This is a genomic window from Streptomyces sp. 7R007, assembly GCF_054850255.1.
Window position 1 is genome coordinate 15,236 of record NZ_JBTWMV010000046.1, and the last position, 18,276, is coordinate 33,511.

The window sequence follows — 18,276 nt, forward strand, 5'->3', positions numbered from 1 at the left end:
GTTCCTCCCGTTACTCTGGGTCGTCCGCGAGGGATCTCGCCGCCCGGACGCAGTGGGCGAGCGCCCTGCGCGCGTACTCCGGGGAGGCCCCCGCGAGCCCGCACGCCGGAGTGACCGTGACGGCCTCCGCGAGAAGCGCCGGAGACAGCCCCAGCCTGCGCCACAGCGTCCTGACACCCATGACGCTACCGGCAGGGTCTGACAACGGGCCGTCCGTGCCCGGCACGACACCCGCGAAGAGCCGGGTGCCCCCTTCCACCGCCTCGCCGATCATCTCGTCGTCACGCTCGGTGAGCAGCGAGACGTCGAACGAGATCGCCGCCGCGCCCGCCCGGCGCAGCAGGGCGAACGGGACGTCCGGCGCGCAGGAGTGGACCACGACGGGACCGTCCCCATGCACCCCGGCGACGTCGCGCAGGGCCGCCTCCACGATCTGCCGGTCCACCGCCCGGTGGGTCCGGTACCCGCTGGCGGTCCTCACCTGTCCGCGCAGGACGGCGGTGAGCGAGGGTTCGTCGAGCTGCAGCACGACCTGCGCGCCGGGCACCCGCCGCCGCACCTCCGCCAGGTGCAGCCGCAGTCCCTCGGCGAGGGAGGCGGCGAGGTCGCGGCAGGCGCCGGCGTCGGAGAGCGCGGCCTCGCCGTTCCTGAGCTCCAGCGCGGCGGCCAGCGTCCACGGCCCGACCGCCTGCACCTTCAGCGGGCCCTCGTACCCCTGGGTGAACTCCTCCAGCGCGTCGAGGTCCTCCCCCAGCCAGCTCCGCGCCCGCTTGGTGTCCCGCCCCGGCCGGTCCCCGATCCGCCAGCCGCTGGGCTCCACGCGCGCGTACAGCTCCACGAGCATCCCCGCGGTCCGCCCGATCATGTCGGCGCCCGGCCCGCGCGCGGGCAGCTCGGGCAGGAACGGGAAGTCCTCGAAGGTGCCGGTGGCGGTCTTGGCCGCCTCCCGGGCGTCGCCGCCGGGCAGGGAGCCGACGCCGGTGGCGGGACCGAACGCGAACTCCGTCACCGTCCCGGCCTCACCGTCAGGTCGTTGACCTCCGCGTCCCGCGGCAGGTCGAGGGCCATCAGGATCGTCGTGGCGACCGACTCCGGGTCGATCCAGCGGCCGGGGTCGTACTCCTTGCCCTCCTGCTGGTGGACCTTGGCCTGCATGGGGCTCGCGGTGCGGCCCGGGTAGACGGAGGTGACCCGGACGCCCCCGGCGTGCTCCTCGTGGCGCAGGGCGTCCGCCAGGGCCTTCAGACCGTGCTTGGAGGCGGCGTACGCGGACCAGTCGGCGTGGGCGTTCAGGCCGGCGCCGGAGTTGACGAAGACCACGTGGCCCCGGGCGGCGCGCAGTTGGGGCAGGAAGTGGCGGGTCAGCTCGGCGGGGGCGACGAGGTTGACGTTCAGCTGGTGGCGCCAGGACTTCGGGGTGAGTTCGCCGACCGGGCCGAGGTCGACCACGCCCGCGATGTGCAGCAGGGAGTCCACGCGGTCGGGGAGCGTCTGGTGGGAGAAGGCCCAGGACAGCCTGTCCGGGTCGGCGAGGTCGCCGACCAGCGTCCGCGCGCCGGGGAACCGCGCCGCCAGTTCCTTCGCGCGGCCCGCGTCGCGCGCGTGCAGGACGAGGTCGTCCCCGCGCGCGTGCAGGCGGCGGGCGACGGCCGCGCCGATGCCGGAACCCGCTCCGGTGATCACATGTGTAGCCATGCCCGCCATGCTCGCATCACCGGGTGCCCTGCGACTCCTCCAGGTAGGCCAGCGCCCCCACCGGCTCCTCCGCGAAGAACACCAGGTCGGTGAGGGGGCGCGGCAGGAACCCCTCGTCCTCCATCCGCCGGAACTGCTCCTTCAGGCCGTCGTAGAAGCCGGCGGTGTTGAGCAGGACGACGGGTTTGTCGGTGTGCCCGTGCTTCTTCAGCTCCAGGATCTCCGTCGCCTCGTCGAGCGTGCCGGTGCCGCCCACCATGATCACCACGGCGTCGGACTTCTCCAGCAGCAGCTTCTTGCGCTCGGCGAGGTCGCCGGCGATCACCATCTCGTCCGCGCCCTGCCGCGCCTTGGCCGCCAGGAACGCCACGGAGACCCCGCACAGCCGCCCGCCCGCCTCCTGCACGCCGTCGGCGACCACCTTCATCAGGCCGACGTCGGAGCCGCCCCACACGAGCGTGTGGCCGCCCTTGCCCAGCAGTCTCGCGAACTCCTTGGCGGGGCGGGTGTAGCGGTCGTCGAGGTCGGCGGCGGAGAGGAAGACGCAGATTCGCATGCGGCCACCGTACGCGGGAAGAACCGGCGCCCGGCGAGCGCTGCTCCTTCCATGGCCCAAGGACACACGATCACCATCGAGCAAGGCGACCAGCACGTGCGCGTGGTGCACGGCGACCAGGTCCTGGCGGAGAGCGAACGGCCGCTGGTCCTCAGGGAGACGGGCTGTCCGGTGCGGTACTACATACCCGCCGAGGACGTCCGCCTCGATCTGCTGACCCCTTCCGACACCCACACCTACTGCCCCTTCAAGGGGACCGCGTCGTACTGGTCCCTGCCGGACGCGGCGGACCTCGTCTGGTCGTATCCCGATCCCAAGCCGGACGTGGCCGAGATCAAGGACCATCTGTGCTTCTACGACGTCGAAGTGTCGTAAGCCGAAGTGTCGCGAGCCGATAAGGGCGATGAGCTCGCTCCCGTGGGGCAGTCTCCACGGGTATGGACAAGAAGACGATTTCGCGCGACGGCACACCGATCGCGTACTCACGCACCGGGCAGGGTCCGGCTGTCGTCCTCGTGAGCGGCGCGATGTCCACGGGCGCCACGGTGGCGCCCGTGGCCCCGCTCCTGGCCGACCGGTTCACCGTCGTCGCGTACGACCGCCGGGGCCGCGGCGAGAGCGGGGACACGGAGCCGTACGCGGTGGACCGGGAGATCGAGGATCTCGCGGCGCTGATCGAGGCGGTGGGCGGCGAGGCGTCGCTGTACGGCATGTCGTCGGGCGGCGCGCTGGTGCTCCGGGCGGCGGCGAGCGGGCTGCCGCTGCGTCAGGTGGCGGTGTACGAGCCGCCGTTCGCCGTGCACGAGGGCGGCGCCGAGGAACGCGCCCGGTACACCGAGCAGCTCACCGCGGCCCTCGCCGAGGGCCGGCGCGGGGACGCCGTGGAGCTGTTCCTGACCGCCACCGGCATGGCCCCGGAGATGATCGCCGGTGCCCGCCAGTCCCCCATGTGGCCGGGCATGGAGGCACTCGCGCCGAGCCTCGCCCACGACGACGCCTGCATGGGCGACGGACTCGTCCCCCGCGACCTGCTGGCCGGGATCGGTGTGCCGGTCCTCGCCCTGGCCGGCGGCGCGAGCCCGGGGTGGATGTGCGAGGCCGCGCGGGCGGTCGCGGAGGCGGTCCCGCAGGGCACGTACCGCCTGCTGGAGGGCCAGACCCACGCGGTCGACCCCCAGGCCCTGGCACCGGCGCTGGCGGAGTTCCTCGGCGGCTGAGCCGGCCCGTCGGCCGGCCCCCGGCTACACCGCCGCCGTCGCGCGCGTGGTCGACGCGATCGTCGCCGAGCCGACCACGCGCGTGCCGTCGTACAGGACGATCGCCTGGCCGGGGGCCACGCCGCGTACCGGCTCGGTGAAGGTGACCTCCAGACGGCCGTCGACGACTTCGGCGCGCACCTCGGTCTCACCGCCGTGGGCGCGCAGCTGGGCCGTGTAGGTGCCGGGGCCGGCGGGGGCGGCGCCGCACCAGCGGGGCCTGATGGCGGTGAGGGCGGTGACGTCGAGGGCCTCGGCCGGGCCGACCGTGACCGTGTTCGTCACCGGCGAGATGTCGAGCACGTAGCGCGGCTTGCCGTCGGCGGCCGGTGTGCCGATCCTGAGGCCCTTGCGCTGGCCGATGGTGAAGCCGTACGCCCCCTCGTGCGTGCCGAGCTTCGTGCCGGACTCGTCGACGATGTCGCCCTCGGCCCTGCCGAGGCGGTTGGCCAGGAAGCCCTGGGTGTCGCCGTCGGCGATGAAGCAGATGTCGTGCGAGTCGGGCTTCTTGGCGACGGCGAGACCGCGGCGCTCGGCCTCCGCGCGGATCTCGTCCTTGGTGGTGACCGTGTCGCCGAGCGGGAAGAGGGCGTGGGCGAGCTGCCTGTCGTCCAGGACGCCGAGGACGTACGACTGGTCCTTGGCCATGTCGGAGGCGCGGTGCAGCTCCCGGGAGCCGTCGGGCAGCGTGACGATCTTCGCGTAGTGGCCGGTGCAGACCGCGTCGAAGCCCAGCGCGAGGGCCTTGTCCAGCAGCGCGGCGAACTTGATCTTCTCGTTGCAGCGCAGGCACGGGTTGGGGGTGCGGCCGGCCTCGTACTCGGCGACGAAGTCCTCGACGACGTCCTCGCGGAAGCGGTCGGCGAGGTCCCAGACGTAGAACGGGATGCCGATGACGTCGGCGGCGCGGCGGGCGTCGCGGGAGTCCTCGATGGTGCAACAGCCCCGGGCACCCGTGCGGAACGACTGCGGGTTCGCGGAGAGCGCGAGGTGGACGCCGGTCACGTCGTGGCCGGCCTCGGCGGCGCGGGCGGCGGCGACGGCGGAGTCCACGCCGCCGGACATGGCGGCGAGTACGCGAAGGGGGCGGGAGCGCTGCGGGGTGTCAGTCATAACCCTTCCAGGGTACGGGGGCGCGGGAACCGCGGCTCGCGTGTATCCGTTGTGGATCACATGGGGGCGAGCGAGAGCGACACGGACCGGCGGATCGGGCGGCGGGCCCTGCTCGTGGGCGGGGCGGCGGCCGGGGTGGGCGTGGCCGCGCTGGCGCGCGAGGAGCTGGCGCATCTGTGGTGGCGGCTGCCGGGGGTGGACAAGCCGCGGGTGGCGGGCGCGGTGGACTTCCGGGGCGCGCTGTGGGTGGCGGCCTCGCCAGCGAACTACCGGCGCGCGGACCGGCCCGCCGACTACGCGATAGACCGCGTGGTCGTCCACGTCACCCAGGGCGGTTACCGCAGCGCGGTGAGGGCCTTCCAGGACCCCGGCCACCAGGCCGCGGCGCACTACATCGTCCGCGAGGACGGCCGGATCACGCAGCTGGTCCGCGAGCTGGACGTGGCCTTCCACGCGGGCAACCGGGCGTTCAACGAACGCAGCGTCGGCATCGAGCACGAGGGCTTCGTGGAGGACCGCTCCTCCTTCACGGCCGCGATGTACGCCGCCTCGGCCCGGCTGACGGCGGGGATCTGCCGGCGCTACGGCATACCCGCCGACCGGGAGCACGTGATCGGGCATGTGGAGGTGCCGGGGACGGACCACACGGACCCCGGGCGGTACTGGGACTGGGACCGGTACATGGGACTGGTACGACGGGCCGAACAGACCTGACGCCAGTGATCCGATCGTGATGTTGTGCGTACGCCCCGTGCTGCATGTGTCCGATGCGTCCCGCGCGGCGGAGGTGACCTGCGGCACGCCAACTTGGCTTTTTTTCAGGGCAGTTGTGCCGTCGAGCACTTCACGGCGGCTACACAGCGCGCGCGGCCTCCTCCTAACTTCGGCCCAGTTCTCGCACAGACCCCGGGTCAACCATCCCGGTCCATGGCAGACATCACCGAGCCCGATGGCCGCACGAGCGACACGGGCAGAAGCAGCAAGTCCAGGCACTCCAAGACCAGCCGCACCTCCCGCGGCAAGGGCGTCCACCGGCGCAGGTTCCTCGGCGGCATGGCCGGGGTGGGCCTCGGGGCGGTCGCCGGGGCCGGCGGCGCCTTCTCCCTGCTGACGGAGGCGGGGAGGAACAGGGCGAGCGCCGCTGACGGCACCGCCACCCTGACCATCCCGGACCTGCTGGAGGGCACCACGTCCGACGGCACCACCACCTTCACGCTGGAGGCGAAGACGGGCACCGCGGAGGTGCTCTCCGGCGTCACCAGCGACACGATGGGCTACAACCAGTCCTTCCTCGGCCCCACCATGAAGTGGACCAGCGGCGACACGGTCCTGCTCGACATCACCAACAGCCTGGGCGAGGACACCACCGTCCACTTCCACGGCGCGCACGTCCCGGCCGAGATGGACGGCGGCCCGCAGGTGGCCTTCGCCGACGGCGAGACCTGGTCCCCGACGTTCACCGTCAAGGACGAGGCGAAGACGCTCTGGTACCACCCGCACGCGCTGGGCACCACGGCCAAGCAGGCGGTGCACGGGCTGGCCGGCATGATCATCGTGGCGGACGACTCCGACGCGTCCTCCGCCCTGCCCGGCACCTACGGCACCGACGACATCCCGCTGATCTTCCAGAGCCTGGCCACGGACGGCAGCGGCGACGTCAAGTACGACCTGTCCGGCTACCTCACCAACGGGCTGAGCTTCCCGCTGCTGCTCAACGGCACCAACGTCGACGACACCACCCTCACCTTCACCGCGAGCAGGACCCGCACCCGGTTCCGGGTGCTGAACGCCTCGCCGTCGGACATCATCACCGTCCAGCGCAGCGACGGCGGCACGCTGAACCAGATCGCCACCGACCAGGGCTACCTGACCGCGGCCACGGAGGTGGACGGCATCCGGCTGGTGGCGGGGGCGCGCGCGGAGTTCGTGCTGGACCTGTCGGAGGCGGTGACGCTCCAGGCCGTCGTCACCACCGGCTGGGTCCGGGGCGGCAGCGGCACCTACGACGTGCTGGCGATCAGCGCGTCCGGCACCGACACGCCGGACGACCTGCCGAGCTCGCTCAACACGATCGACCGGTACGACACCAGCGACTTCACCGCCCGGACCATCACGCTCGGCCAGAGCGGCACGACCATGACGATCAACGGGTCGGCGGGGACGAGCATGTCGTCCATGGCGATGATCAGCACCACGCTGGGCGCGAAGGAGATCTGGACGATCAAGAACAGCACCCAGCTGGAGCACTCGTTCCATCTCCACGACGTGCCCTACCAGTTGGTCTCCGTCAACGGCGAGGATCCCACCGGCGTGGACCTCGGCTGGTTCGACACCTACGAGGTGGTCGGCGGCGGCTCCATCGAGATCGCCATGGAGTTCACGGACTTCACCGACGACACCTACATGTACATGCTCCACTGCCATCTGCTGCAGCACGAGGACGAGGGCATGATGGCGTCCCTCATGGTGACGGAGAGCTAGGCCCCACCGGACATCAGGTCAGCCCCGCGGCGCGAGCGCGCTCCACCGCGGGGCCGATCGCCTTGGCGAGGGCGTCGACGTCGGCCTCCGTGGAGGTGTGGCCGAGGGAGAAGCGCAGGGTGCCGCGGGCCAGGTCCGGGTCGGTGCCGGTGGCGAGCAGGACGTGGCTGGGCTGGGCGACGCCGGCGGTGCAGGCGGAGCCGGTGGAGCACTCGATGCCCTGGGCGTCCAGGAGCAGCAGCAGGGAGTCGCCCTCGCAGCCGGGGAAGGTGAAGTGCGCGTTGGCGGGGAGCCGGTCGACCGGGTCGCCGCCGAGGATCGCGTCCGGGACGGCCGTGCGCACCGCCTCGACGAGGCTGTCGCGCAGGGCGCCGATCTCGGTGGCGAACCACTCGCGCTGCTCGGCGGCGAGGCGGCCGGCGACCGCGAAGGAGGCGATCGCGGGGACGTCGAGGGTGCCGGAGCGGACGTGCCGCTCCTGGCCGCCGCCGTGCAGGACGGGCACGGGGGTGTGCTCGCGGCCCAGGACCAGGGCGCCGATGCCGTACGGGCCGCCGATCTTGTGGCCGGAAACCGTCATGGCGGCGAGGCCGGAGGCGGCGAAGTCGACCGGGACCTGGCCGACGGCCTGCACCGCGTCGGCGTGCAGCGGGACCCCGAACTCCTTGGCCACCGCGGCCAGTTCGGCGACCGGCAGGACGGTGCCGATCTCGTTGTTGGCCCACATCACGGTCGCGAGGGCGACGTCGTCGGGGTCGCGGGCGATGGCCTCGCGCAGCGCCTCGGGGTGGACGCGGCCGTAGGAGTCGACGGGGAGGTACTCGACGGTCGCGCCCTCGTGCTCGCCCAGCCAGTGCACGGCGTCGAGGACGGCGTGGTGCTCGACGGGGCTGGCCAGGACGCGGGTGCGGCGCGGGTCGGCGGCGCGGCGAGACCAGTACAGGCCCTTCACCGCGAGGTTGTCGGCCTCGGTGCCGCCGGAGGTGAAGACGACCTCGCTGGGGCGGGCGCCGAGCGCGTCCGCGAGGGTCTCGCGGGACTCCTCGACCGTACGGCGGGCCCTGCGGCCCGATGCGTGGAGGGAGGAGGCGTTGCCCGTGATGCTCAGCTGGGCGGTGAGTGCCTCTGCCGCCTCCGGGAGCATCGGGGTGGTCGCGGCGTGGTCGAGGTATGCCATGGTGCCCTGATTCTACGGGGGCACGGTGGTGGCCCGGGCGGTCGGTGCACCCGCGTCGGCCATGCCCCGTCGTCCTCGGGGCGCCGGCCGTCGGTCACCGGGCGTCTTTCCGGCTCACAGGCTCCAGGACACCGTGTTGGACAGCTGCATGGCGATCACCAGGACCACGAGGTCGGCGGCGCCGAGGGCGAGGCCCAGGTAGGCGCGGCCCCGGCGGGTGGTGCCGCGCCAGAGGGAGACCGCGGCCAGGGCGATGGAGACCGGGCCGAGGAAGACGTTGAGGACGAGGAGCCCGACGAGGCCGAGGATGAAGGACGCGACCGCCATGCCGTCGGCGTCGCGGGCGGGCTTGCGGGCGTCGGTGCGGCCGGTGCGGGCCGGGGCGGTGAGTTGCATGGTGTTCAGCTCCTGGGGACGGGTGGCGAAGCGAACGGTCAGTGGGCCGAGGTGCGGCGACGGCTGTGGCGCTCGCGGGCGGCGAAGATGCCCAGCCAGACGGCGATGCCGACGGCGGCCAGGGCGGTGACGGTCAGCGGGGCGTGGGCGACGGTGCCCAGCACCACGCCGAGCAGCATGAAGGCGGCGACGAGGAACAGCATGGGATTCGATCCCCCTCCGGGGCGTCCGGGAGACGCCTCTCGTGACATTTCGGTGAACGGTTGTAGTAACACTTGTTCACTGACTTCCCAGTCTAGCGCGTCCCAAGGCTTTCCAATTCCGGAGAACAGTTGTTAACTGGATGACATGAGTCACACCCTCGGCATCCGGCAGGCACAGAAGCAGAAGACCCGGCAGGCGCTGCTGGACGCGGCGCTCGGCCTGTTGGAGGAGCAGAGCCTGAGCAGCCTGGGCCTGCGCGAGGTCACCCGCGCCGTCGGGGTCGCCCCGACCGCCTTCTACCGCCACTTCCGCTCCACGGCGGATCTCGGCGTGGCCCTGGTCGAGGAGGCGCTGGGCAGCCTGCACCCGATGATCCGGACGACGGTGTCCGCGGCGGACGACAGCGAGCAGCGCATCATCCGCGCCATCGAGCTGATCGCCCGTCACGTTGACGCGTACCCCGCTCATGTCCGTTTTATCGCCCGCGAGCGACATGGCGGAGTCCAGCCGGTGCGGGAGGCGATACGGGACCAACTGGCCCGGTTCGCCGAGGAGGTGAAGGCCGAGCTCGCCAAGGACCGGGAGGCGGCGGGCTGGAGCGACGACGACCTGCTCATGCTGGCGCATCTCTACGTCGACCAGATGCTCATCACCGCCTCGCTCTTCCTGGAGGCCCCGGAGACCTCTCCCGAGGAGCGCGAGCGCGTCGCGCAGGTGGCGACCCGGCAGATGCGGCTGATCAGCATCGGCCGCCGGCACTGGCTGGACTGAGCGGCCGCCCACGCGAAGGGGCGGCACCCGTGGACCGGGTGCCGCCCCTTTTCGGCCTTTCGGCCTTTCGGCCGTTTCCGCCGTTCCGTCTTTCCGCCGGCGTCGTCAGCTCTTCGTCGACTGGGCGGTCGCCTGCGCGGTGGGCGCACCGCTGGGCATCGCCCCGCCCTGGCCGCCGCCGGGCCCGCCGCAGCCGCCCATACCGCCGCCGGGCCCGCCCTGGCCCCCGGCGCCCGGACCGCCGGCCGCGCCGGTCGGCATGCCCGACGGCATACCCGACGGCGTGCCGCTGGGCCTGGCGGTGGCCTTGCCGGTGGGGGCGCCGGAGGGGGCGCCGCTCGGCCGCCCGGACGGGTTGCCGGTCGGCGCCTGACAGGACTGCTGCCCGGAGTTGGAGCCGGAGGAGGACGAGGAGTCGCCCGAGCCGCAGGCCGCCAGGGCCAGAGGCGAGAGCGCCAGCAGGGCCACGGCGGGGACGAGACGCGCACGCTTCATGAGAAACAACTCCAGGGAAGATGAGGAGGCCTTGAGAACCGGAACTCAATCAACGGCCCTTAGGGCTTCCTTGGGGGCGCCCTGTTCCCGCCCTGTCAATCGGGTAAAGCACGGCCCAAGAGGCGCCCCTGACCGGCGAGTTCACGATTCCCCGTCGGCTACCCGCTGGTACAGGTTCGTGACGGAGGCGGCCGCCGCGGCCAGTTCCGCGCGCACCTCCGGCGGCGCGAGGACCTCCACCTGGTCGGCGAACATCAGCAGTTGGCGGGCCTCGCGGACGAAGCCGTACGACAGCCGGGCGGTCACCCACTCGCTCACGCCGTCGTCGTCGGGCAGTCCGGTCAGGTACGCGGCGTTCAGGCGCTGGAACATGTCGAGGCGCTCGCGCCGGACCCGTACGGTGACGTCGAGCCCGCCGGGGCGCTCCTCGACCTGGCGCCTGAGCACCTCCCAGACGTCGGCGAGTTCGACGCCCGGCCGCCGCTTCACCGGCTCCGGCAGGACGGTGGCCGCGTGCACCCGGTCGGCGCGGAAGAGCCGCGGCCGGCCTCGCCGGTCGGCGACCAGGTACCAGACTCCGGCCTTGGAGACCAGGCCGTACGGATCGACGGTGTACGTCCGCGTCTCCCGCTCCCCGCTGTGCCGGTAGCGCAGCCGCAGCCGCCGGTCGGTGAAGACGGCGTCCTGCAGCACGTCCAGGTCGACGGCCTTCAGCGGGCCGCCCTTCCAGCGCGTGGCGTCGACGAGGATACGGCGGCTGGTGACCTCGGCGGCCGGACGGTACGGCGCCGGCAGCGCGGCCATCACCTTGCGCAGCGCCGAGCCGAGGGCCGCGTCCAGGCCGAGCGCGGCGTGCGCGCCCTGCGCGGCCAGGATGAACAGGGCGCGGGACTCGTCGGCGGTCAGTCCCGTCACGTCCGTCCGGAACCCCGCGAGCAGTTCGATGCCGCCGTGCCGGCCGCGTTCGGCGTAGACGGGGACGCCGGAGGCCGACAGCGCCTCGACGTCCCGGTAGATCGTCCGCACCGACACCTCCAGCCGGCCGGCGAGTTCGTGCGCCGGGAGCCGGCCGCGGGTCTGCAGGAGCAGCAGGATCGAGAGCAAACGGTCGGACTTCACGGCACCAGAGTCCTCCGCCGGGAAAGCCGCGGCAAATGTTGACGGAAACTGTCAGGTTAAGCGGGGACTCTTCGATCACCGGCACACGAACGGAGAGGCATCCCATGAACGCCATCGACCCCCGCCCCCTCTACGCCCGCGCCACCGAGCAGGCCGCCGCGCTGGTCCGGACGGTCCGTCCCGAGCAGCTGTCCGGCCCCACCCCGTGCACCGAGTTCGACGTCCGCACCCTGATCAGCCACATCGTCGGCGGCACCCGGCGGATCGCGGTGGTCGGCGAGGGCGGCGACGGGCTGGCCGTGCACCCCTTCGCCGACGGCGTGCGGGACGAGGAGTGGACGGCCGTGTACGACGAGGCCCGGGCCCGCGCCCTGAAGGCATGGGAGCAGGACGCCCGGCTGGAGGCCCCGGTCCGGGTCCCGTGGGGCGAGGTGCCGGGCCGGGCGGCGCTGTCGGGCTATGTGATGGAACTGGTCACCCACACCTGGGACCTGTCCGAGTCCCTCGGCCGCCCGCTCGCCCTCGACCCGTCCCTCGCCGAGTTCGCCCTGGCGGTCGCCCGCCGGGTGCTGCCCGACCCGGAACGGGACGCGGAGACGCCTTTCGACTCGGTCCGGCCGGCCCCCGAAGGGGCCGGCGTCTACGGCGAGCTGGCGGCCTGGCTGGGGCGGCGGCCGCTCAGCCGAGCCTGACCCGCGCGAGCTGGCGGGACTGGGCGACCAGCCGGTCCGCGCTGTCCCAGACCTCGGCGTCCTCCTCCAGGAAGCCGCCGGCGAGGTTGCGGGTGGTGATCGAGACGCGCAGGGGTCCCGGCGCCGGGCGGCAGCGGACGTGGACGGTGAGCTCGACGGTCGGGACCCAGCCGGACAGGCCGATCTCGAAGGCGGTGGGCGGGAGGGCGTCGACCGCGAGGAGCAGGGAGAGGGGGTCGGCGTCACGGCCGTCGGCGAGGCCGAACCAGGCCCGCATCTCGCCCTTGCCGGAGGGCGCGCCCAGCGCCCAGCCCAGGGTGGCGGGGTCCAGCTTGAGCATCAGGCGGTCGGTGATGGCCGAGCTGCCGGGGACGGGGGCGGGACCGTCCTCGGGGCCGAAGCACTGGTCCATCGGCGGGATCGCTGGGGGTACGGCGGTGGTGCGGACGTCGTCGGGCAGGGCGTCGAGGTCGCCGTAGGAGGCGAGGACGCGGATGCGCTCGACCTCGCGTCCCTCGCCGTCGTACTGGAAGAGCGAGGCCTGGCCGGTCGACAGGGTGCGGCCGGTGCGCACCACCTCGGTGCGGACGACCGCGGGGCCCGGCTGGGACGCCGTCAGGTAGTGCGCGGAGATGGTGAAGGGGTCCGCGTGCGGCAGGGCGTCGGCGAGCGCGCGGCCGAGGACGGCCAGCAGGTAGCCGCCGTTGACGGCGTTGATGATCGTCCAGCCGGCGGACAGGTCGATGTCGTAGACGCCGGGAGCGCGGCGGGTGAGCGCGGTGTCGCGGTCGAACTCGCTGTCGCCGATCGTGGCCCGTACGGCCGCGGCGGAGGCTGCATCTGGCATGGGTGAACGGTACAACAGACAATTACTAAGCGGTAGCTTTGGCTTACCGGCGAGACAGGTGAGACCTGGGCAATTTCTCGGTAAGTGTCCGACTCGTCCGTAAACCCGGCGCCCCCTTCCGCCCTCTCCAGGGACATGAGCCTCACCGGGACACCGTTCCTCTACACGCTGATCGTGCTGTCCGTCGTCGCCCTCGTCGTGCCGCTCGTGCTGTGGTCGCGTCTGCGCGGGCCACGGGTGCTGCGCCTGGCGGCCCGGGCGCTGATGCTGCTCTTCGCCCAGGGCACCGCGGTCGCCCTGGTCTTCGTACTGGTCAACAACGAGAACAACCTGTACGACAACTGGGCCGACCTGCTCGGCACCGGCAACCACGTCCAGCAGGCGGCGAACCTGGGCGTCGACGGCACCGGCGGAATAGCGCTGAAACGGTTGCCCAAGGTGAAGCAGACCTTCACCGCGGCCACCGGCCCCGGCCTGCGCGGGGTGCGCGAGACCCAGCTCAAGGGCCGCGTCTCCGGCGTGAACGCCGAGGTCTACGTCTGGCTGCCGCCCCAGTACGGCAAGCCGGCCTACCGCCACCACAGGTTCCCCGTGGTCGAGCTGCTGCCGGGCTACCCCGGCTCGGCGAAGGCCTGGTTCGGCTCGCTGCACGTGACCAGCCAACTGGCCCCGCTCATGAGGAACGGCGAGGTCGCGCCGTTCATCCTGGTCGCCCCGCGCACCAACCTGCTGGCCGGCGTCGACACCGGCTGCGCCAACATCCCCGGCACGGTCGACGCCGACACCTGGCTGAGCATCGACGTACCGCGGATGGTCACGGACAACTTCCGCGCCCAGCCCGCGCCCGGGGGGTGGGCGGTCGCCGGCTACTCGGCCGGCGCGCACTGCGCGGCCAAGCTGGCCGTCGCCCACCCCGACCGCTACATGGCCGCCGTCAGCATGTCCGGCTACGACGACCCCATCGGGGAACGCAACTCCCTGGCCGCCCAGAACCCCGCCCTGCGCGCCGCGAACAACCCCTACCTGCTGCTGCGCTCGGCCCGCACGCCACCCCGGATCGCCCTGTACCTCTCCGGCCAGCCGCACGACGGCTACGAGGCCGCCGTGGCCCTGGAGCAGATCGCGAAGGCCCCGACGACCGTGCACGTGGTCTACATCCCGAAGAGCGCCGGCGGGCACACCATGGCCCTGTGGCGGCCGCAGGTGGTGCCGGCGTTCCGCTGGCTGACCCTGGAGATGGGCCAGCACCGCGCCCGGACCGGCGGCGCTACTCCTCTCGCACCGTCGAGCGGCGGTTCCACGCACGCGGCGCTCGCCAGTGGAACCGCATCGCGAGCAGGCGCAGGACGAAGGCGGTGACGGCCGCGAGGGCGCTGGTGAGCGGGGTCAGGGCGTCGTAGTGGATGCACAGGACCACCATCGTGGCGCCGACGATGGCCGGGACCGCGTACAGGTCGCGGTCCCAGCGCAGCAGTGAGGGCACCTCGTTGGCGAGGACGTCGCGCAGCACACCGCCGCCCACGGCCGTGGCGAGGCCGAGGGCGGCGGACTGGGTGAGGCCGAGCCCGTACTCGTACGCCTTCATCGTCCCGGCGACGCAGAACAGGCCGAGACCGGCCGCGTCGAAGACGTTCACGCCGGCCTGGATGCGCTCCACCTGCGGGTGCAGGAAGAAGACCAGCAGGGCGGCCAGGAGCGGGGTGACGAAGTAGCCGAGGTCGGTGAAGGCGGCGGGCGGGATCGCGCCGATGATCACGTCCCGGAACAGCCCTCCGCCCAGCGCGGTGACCTCGGCGAGGACGGCGATGCCGAAGACGTCGAAGTTCTTGCGGACGGCCAGCAGCGCGCCGGAGATGGCGAACACGAAGATGCCGACGAGGTCGAGCGTGTGCTGGACGGAGGGGCTGAACATTTGCTGGAGCACCCTCATATTCTGACGCAACAGCGAGCCCCCGCCTTACAAACGAAGGCGGGGGCTCGCTGATTCTCGCTGGATTACTGCTCCGGCTGGACTACTTCTCCGTGGATGCCTCTCCCGAGGGCGCCTCGTCCGCAGCCGTCTCGTCCGCAGCCGTCTCGGTCGACGGCTGCTCCTCCGCGTGTTCCTCGGCCAGCTCGGCGACCTCCGCCGCCACCGCCGCCGACGTCTCCGCGGACTCGGCCAGCACCTCGTCGGCCACCAGCTCGGCCGCCTCCTTGGCCACGCTCAGCAGGACCGTGTCCTGCGGGGCCTGGTCCTCGAAGTTCTCCGGGTGGTGGCAGGCGACCTGCTGACCGGGCCTGAGCTCGGTCAGCGGCGGCTCGGTGGTCTTGCAGATCTCCGTCGCCTTCCAGCACCGGGTGTGGAAGCGGCAGCCGCTCGGCGGGGAGATCGGCGAGGGCACGTCGCCGCGCAGCAGGATGCGCTCGCTCTTGGCGTTCTTGCGCCGCGGGTCCGGGATCGGCACCGCCGACATCAGGGCCTTGGTGTACGGGTGCATCGGCGCCTTGTACAGCGCCTCCCGGTCGGCCAGCTCGACGATCTTGCCGAGGTACATCACCGCGATCCGGTCCGAGACGTGCCGGACGACCGAGAGGTCGTGCGCGATGATCACGTACGTCAGGCCCAGCTCCTGCTGGAGGTCGTCGAGCAGGTTGACGACCTGGGCCTGGATCGACACGTCCAGCGCGGAGACCGGCTCGTCCGCCACGACCAGCTTCGGGTTCAGGGCGAGCGCGCGGGCGATGCCGATGCGCTGGCGCTGACCGCCGGAGAACTCGTGCGGATAGCGGTTGTAGTGCTCGGGGTTGAGGCCCACGACCGACAGCAGCCGCTGGACCTCCTTCTTCACACCGCCCTCGGGCTCGACGCCCTGCAGCCTGAAGGGGGCCCCGACGATCGTGCCGATGGTGTGGCGCGGGTTCAGCGACGAGTACGGGTCCTGGAAGATCATCTGCACGTCACGGCGGAGCGGACGCATGCCGCTGACGCCGAGGTGCGTGATGTCCTTGCCCTCGAACTCGACCTTGCCGCCCGTCGGCTCCAGCAGCCGGGTGATCAGCCGGCCCATCGTCGACTTGCCGCAGCCCGACTCGCCCACGACGCCGAGGGTCTCGCCCTTGCGGACCTCGAAGTCGATGCCGTCCACGGCGTGCACGGCACCGACCTGCCGCTGGAGCAGGCCCTTCTTGATCGGGAAGTGTTTCTGGAGCCCGGTCACCTTCAGCAGGGCCTCGCCGGGGGCGGGGTTCTCCTTGGTGGCCACGGTGCCTTCGCTCTGCGCAGGGATGCCCACTGCTGCGTCCTTAGGGTTCTCGCTCACAGCTTCGGCGCAATCTCTTCGGTCCAGATGCGCTCCCGCTGCTCCTGCGTCATGTGGCAGGCGGCCCAGTGCTGGCTGCCGACCTCGGTCAGCTCGGGGCGGACCGTGCGGGTGATGTTGTCCTTGGGGATGTCGGCGTACGGGCAGCGCGGGTTGAAGGCGCAGCCGGACGGGACGTTGATCAGCGAGGGCGGGGAGCCCTTGACCGGGATCAGGCGGTCCTGCTGCTCGCGGTCCAGGCGCGGCATCGAGCCGAGCAGGCCCCAGGTGTAGGGGTGGCGGGGCTCGTAGAACACCTTCTCCGCCGGGCCCCGCTCCACGCAGCGGCCGCCGTACATCACCAGGATGTCGTCGGCCAGTTCGGCGACGACGCCCAGGTCGTGGGTGATGATGATGACAGCGGAGCCGAACTCCTTCTGCAGGTCCCGGATCAGGTCGAGGATCTGCGCCTGGACGGTCACGTCCAGGGCGGTGGTCGGCTCGTCCGCAATGAGCAGCTCGGGGTTGTTGACCAGCGACATCGCGATCATCGCGCGCTGGCGCATACCGCCGGAGAACTCGTGCGGGTAGTTGTCGACGCGCTTGTCGGGCTGCGGGATGCCCACCCGGTCGAGCATCTCGACCGCGCGCTTCTTCGCGGTCTTCTTGTCGACGTCGTGGTGGATGCGGTACGCCTCCACGATCTGCTGGCCGATCGTGTAGTACGGGTGCAGCGCGGACAGCGGGTCCTGGAAGATCATCGCCATGTTGCGGCCGCGCAGCTTGCGTACGTGGTCGGGGTCGGCGGACAGCAGCTCGGTGCCGTCCAGCCAGATCTCGCCGGAGATCTGCGCCTTGCGCTTGCCGTACTGGCCGGCGGTGTGCAGGCCCATGATGCCGAGCGAGGTCACCGACTTGCCGGAGCCCGACTCGCCCACGATGCCGAGGGTCTTGCCCTTCTCCAGCTGGAAGCTGAGCCCGTCGACGGACTTCACCAGGCCGTCGTCGGTCGGGAAGTGCACCTTCAGGTCGCGCACTTCCAGGAAGGACGTCGGGGCCGGCGAGGCGGCCGTGGGCTCGCCCACGGCGGCTCCCGTCTTGCTGAGTTCCGTCATGAGAGCCTCACTCGGGGGTCGATCACGGCGTACAGGATGTCCACCACGAGGTTGGCGATCAGCACCGCGAGAGAAGTGATCAGGGTGACGCCCAGGATGATGGGCAGGTCCTGGTTCTTGATCGCGTCGAGTACAGCGCGGCCCAGACCGGGCAGGTTGAACGTGGACTCGGTCAGGATAGCGCCGCCGATGAGGGCGCCGAGGTCCATGCCGAGCATGGTGAGGATGGGGGTCATCGTGGAGCGCATGGCGTGCTTGCCGATGACGACCTGCTCCTTGAGGCCCTTCGCGCGGGCGGTGCGGATGTAGTCCTCGCCGAGGATCTCCAGCATGGTGGCGCGGGTGATCCGGGCGTACATGGCCGCGTACAGGAACGCGAGGGTGATCCAGGGCAGGAGCATGCTCTCGAACCAGCGCGCCGGGTTGTCCGCGAAGGGGACGTACTGCGAGTCGACCCAGTGCAGTCCGATGTCGAAGACCGCGATGCTGATCAGACCCGTGAAGTAGATGGGGAGCGAGACACCGGACAGTGCGACGACCATGGCGCCGCGGTCCCAGATGCTGCCCCGCTTGAGGGCGGACAGGACACCCGCCGCGACACCGAAGACCAGCCACAGGACGGCGGCACCGAGCGCGAGACCCAGGGTCACCGGGAAGCGGTCGGTCAGCACCGGCCACACGGCCTGCTCGCTGCGGAACGAGTAGCCGAAGCAGGGTGCGGCGCAGTGGGTGACGTCGCCGCCGCCCGAGTAGGTGCGGCCGACGAAGATGCCCTTGAAGAACTCCCAGACCTGGGAGTAGATCGGGTCGCCCAGGCCCAGCTTCTCGCGTACCGCGGCGACGGAGGCCGGGTCGGCCTGCTTGCCCACGAAGCTCGACGCGATGTCGACGCCCGCCCACTTGGGGACGAGGAAGAAGATGCCGAAGACCACCATGATGATGACCACGAGCATCACTGCGGCGGCGAACAACCGCCTGATGAGGTAAGCGAGCACAGCTAACGGCCCGCCGCGGACCGCGGGCCACCGGAGGTCTTCCGGTGGCCCGCGCTCACGCTGCGCCGGCCTTCACCTGCCTT

Annotated in this window: 21 protein-coding genes; 7 read left to right on the forward strand and 14 right to left on the reverse strand. The window is 71.8% G+C overall.

Annotated elements, in window-relative coordinates:
• Nucleotides 1-10: 10 nt before the first annotated feature.
• The 3 genes from ACYF6T_RS36160 to ACYF6T_RS36170 are packed head-to-tail and all read right to left on the reverse strand — an operon-like array spanning nucleotide 11 to nucleotide 2,251.
• Entirely contained in the window at nucleotides 11-1,009 is a 999-nt protein-coding gene (locus tag ACYF6T_RS36160) for a methionine synthase (protein WP_461701879.1), read from the reverse strand.
• A complete protein-coding gene (locus tag ACYF6T_RS36165) occupies nucleotides 1,006-1,704 on the reverse strand; it encodes an SDR family oxidoreductase (RefSeq protein ID WP_461701880.1) in 699 nt (232 codons plus the stop codon). Before ACYF6T_RS36165 ends, ACYF6T_RS36160 begins: the two co-directional genes overlap by 4 nt.
• Before the next feature lie 7 nt (nucleotides 1,705-1,711).
• Nucleotides 1,712-2,251, reverse strand: coding sequence for an LOG family protein (locus ACYF6T_RS36170; RefSeq protein ID WP_461701882.1), 540 nt, complete (start codon nucleotides 2,249-2,251; stop codon nucleotides 1,712-1,714).
• A 51-nt stretch (nucleotides 2,252-2,302) separates the two neighbouring features.
• Between ACYF6T_RS36170 and ACYF6T_RS36175 the strand changes: the two genes are divergently transcribed.
• Together ACYF6T_RS36175 and ACYF6T_RS36180 are read left to right on the forward strand one after the other, a co-directional pair.
• Nucleotides 2,303-2,626, forward strand: a complete 324-nt coding sequence (locus tag ACYF6T_RS36175) for a DUF427 domain-containing protein (protein WP_461701884.1) — start codon at nucleotides 2,303-2,305, stop codon at nucleotides 2,624-2,626.
• Between the two features lie 62 nt (nucleotides 2,627-2,688).
• The gene (locus tag ACYF6T_RS36180; RefSeq protein WP_461701885.1) at nucleotides 2,689-3,468 is read left to right on the forward strand and encodes an alpha/beta fold hydrolase; all 780 of its coding nucleotides are present in this window, start codon (nucleotides 2,689-2,691) and stop codon (nucleotides 3,466-3,468) included.
• A gap of 24 nt (nucleotides 3,469-3,492) precedes the next feature.
• On the opposite strand, the gene mnmA is transcribed toward ACYF6T_RS36180, so the two are convergent.
• On the reverse strand, nucleotides 3,493-4,620 hold the full coding sequence (mnmA, locus tag ACYF6T_RS36185; RefSeq protein WP_461701887.1) for a tRNA 2-thiouridine(34) synthase MnmA: 1,128 nt from the start codon (nucleotides 4,618-4,620) through the stop codon (nucleotides 3,493-3,495).
• Between the two features lie 60 nt (nucleotides 4,621-4,680).
• Here mnmA and ACYF6T_RS36190 point away from each other — a divergent pair, with 60 nt between their 5' ends.
• Both ACYF6T_RS36190 and ACYF6T_RS36195 read left to right on the forward strand, forming a co-directional pair.
• A complete protein-coding gene (locus ACYF6T_RS36190) occupies nucleotides 4,681-5,334 on the forward strand; it encodes an N-acetylmuramoyl-L-alanine amidase (protein WP_461701888.1) in 654 nt (217 codons plus the stop codon).
• Nucleotides 5,335-5,547: 213 nt separating this feature from the next.
• On the forward strand, nucleotides 5,548-7,101 hold the full coding sequence (locus ACYF6T_RS36195) for a multicopper oxidase family protein (RefSeq protein WP_461701890.1): 1,554 nt from the start codon (nucleotides 5,548-5,550) through the stop codon (nucleotides 7,099-7,101).
• 13 nt (nucleotides 7,102-7,114) lie between these two features.
• On the opposite strand, the gene ACYF6T_RS36200 is transcribed toward ACYF6T_RS36195, so the two are convergent.
• The 3 genes from ACYF6T_RS36200 to ACYF6T_RS36210 all read right to left on the reverse strand — a co-directional run bounded on the left by ACYF6T_RS36200 (nucleotide 7,115) and on the right by ACYF6T_RS36210 (nucleotide 8,877).
• On the reverse strand, nucleotides 7,115-8,278 hold the full coding sequence (locus tag ACYF6T_RS36200; RefSeq protein ID WP_461701892.1) for a cysteine desulfurase family protein: 1,164 nt from the start codon (nucleotides 8,276-8,278) through the stop codon (nucleotides 7,115-7,117).
• Nucleotides 8,279-8,392: 114 nt separating this feature from the next.
• Nucleotides 8,393-8,674, reverse strand: a complete 282-nt coding sequence (locus ACYF6T_RS36205; protein ID WP_461701894.1) for a DUF4190 domain-containing protein — start codon at nucleotides 8,672-8,674, stop codon at nucleotides 8,393-8,395.
• 38 nt (nucleotides 8,675-8,712) lie between these two features.
• Complete coding sequence (locus tag ACYF6T_RS36210; RefSeq protein ID WP_461701896.1) at nucleotides 8,713-8,877, reverse strand: hypothetical protein; 165 nt, start codon at nucleotides 8,875-8,877, stop codon at nucleotides 8,713-8,715.
• A gap of 145 nt (nucleotides 8,878-9,022) precedes the next feature.
• On the opposite strand from ACYF6T_RS36210, the gene ACYF6T_RS36215 reads away from it, so the two are divergent.
• Nucleotides 9,023-9,649, forward strand: coding sequence for a TetR family transcriptional regulator (locus ACYF6T_RS36215; RefSeq protein WP_461701897.1), 627 nt, complete (start codon nucleotides 9,023-9,025; stop codon nucleotides 9,647-9,649).
• Nucleotides 9,650-9,754: 105 nt separating this feature from the next.
• Here the strand turns inward: ACYF6T_RS36215 and ACYF6T_RS36220 are convergent, their stop codons facing one another.
• The gene (locus ACYF6T_RS36220; RefSeq protein WP_461701899.1) at nucleotides 9,755-10,144 is read right to left on the reverse strand and encodes a hypothetical protein; all 390 of its coding nucleotides are present in this window, start codon (nucleotides 10,142-10,144) and stop codon (nucleotides 9,755-9,757) included.
• Nucleotides 10,145-10,285: 141 nt separating this feature from the next.
• Nucleotides 10,286-11,263 (reverse strand): helix-turn-helix transcriptional regulator, encoded by a 978-nt coding sequence (locus ACYF6T_RS36225; protein WP_461701901.1) that lies wholly within the window; start codon nucleotides 11,261-11,263, stop codon nucleotides 10,286-10,288.
• Nucleotides 11,264-11,367: 104 nt separating this feature from the next.
• Here ACYF6T_RS36225 and ACYF6T_RS36230 point away from each other — a divergent pair, with 104 nt between their 5' ends.
• Nucleotides 11,368-11,955 carry a TIGR03086 family metal-binding protein gene (locus ACYF6T_RS36230; RefSeq protein ID WP_461701902.1) on the forward strand — a complete coding sequence of 196 codons (588 nt, stop codon included), beginning with the start codon at nucleotides 11,368-11,370 and terminating at the stop codon, nucleotides 11,953-11,955.
• Here ACYF6T_RS36230 and ACYF6T_RS36235 read toward each other — a convergent pair.
• Nucleotides 11,942-12,802 carry a thioesterase family protein gene (locus tag ACYF6T_RS36235; RefSeq protein ID WP_461701904.1) on the reverse strand — a complete coding sequence of 287 codons (861 nt, stop codon included), beginning with the start codon at nucleotides 12,800-12,802 and terminating at the stop codon, nucleotides 11,942-11,944. The two genes, ACYF6T_RS36230 and ACYF6T_RS36235, sit on opposite strands and share 14 nt — an antisense overlap.
• A gap of 135 nt (nucleotides 12,803-12,937) precedes the next feature.
• Here ACYF6T_RS36235 and ACYF6T_RS36240 point away from each other — a divergent pair, with 135 nt between their 5' ends.
• On the forward strand, nucleotides 12,938-14,161 hold the full coding sequence (locus ACYF6T_RS36240) for an alpha/beta hydrolase (RefSeq protein WP_461701906.1): 1,224 nt from the start codon (nucleotides 12,938-12,940) through the stop codon (nucleotides 14,159-14,161).
• Here the strand turns inward: ACYF6T_RS36240 and ACYF6T_RS36245 are convergent.
• The 4 genes from ACYF6T_RS36245 to ACYF6T_RS36260 all read right to left on the reverse strand — a co-directional run bounded on the left by ACYF6T_RS36245 (nucleotide 14,070) and on the right by ACYF6T_RS36260 (nucleotide 18,193).
• Complete coding sequence (locus ACYF6T_RS36245) at nucleotides 14,070-14,726, reverse strand: trimeric intracellular cation channel family protein (protein WP_461701907.1); 657 nt, start codon at nucleotides 14,724-14,726, stop codon at nucleotides 14,070-14,072. The two genes, ACYF6T_RS36240 and ACYF6T_RS36245, sit on opposite strands and share 92 nt — an antisense overlap.
• An 88-nt stretch (nucleotides 14,727-14,814) precedes the next feature.
• Complete coding sequence (locus ACYF6T_RS36250) at nucleotides 14,815-16,077, reverse strand: ABC transporter ATP-binding protein (RefSeq protein WP_461701908.1); 1,263 nt, start codon at nucleotides 16,075-16,077, stop codon at nucleotides 14,815-14,817.
• A 23-nt stretch (nucleotides 16,078-16,100) separates the two neighbouring features.
• Nucleotides 16,101-17,198: an ABC transporter ATP-binding protein gene (locus tag ACYF6T_RS36255; RefSeq protein ID WP_461701909.1), complete on the reverse strand. Its 1,098-nt coding sequence runs from the start codon at nucleotides 17,196-17,198 to the stop codon at nucleotides 16,101-16,103.
• On the reverse strand, nucleotides 17,195-18,193 hold the full coding sequence (locus ACYF6T_RS36260; protein WP_461701910.1) for an ABC transporter permease: 999 nt from the start codon (nucleotides 18,191-18,193) through the stop codon (nucleotides 17,195-17,197). The genes ACYF6T_RS36255 and ACYF6T_RS36260 overlap by 4 nt, the downstream gene beginning before the upstream one ends.
• Nucleotides 18,194-18,276: the final 83 nt, after the last annotated feature.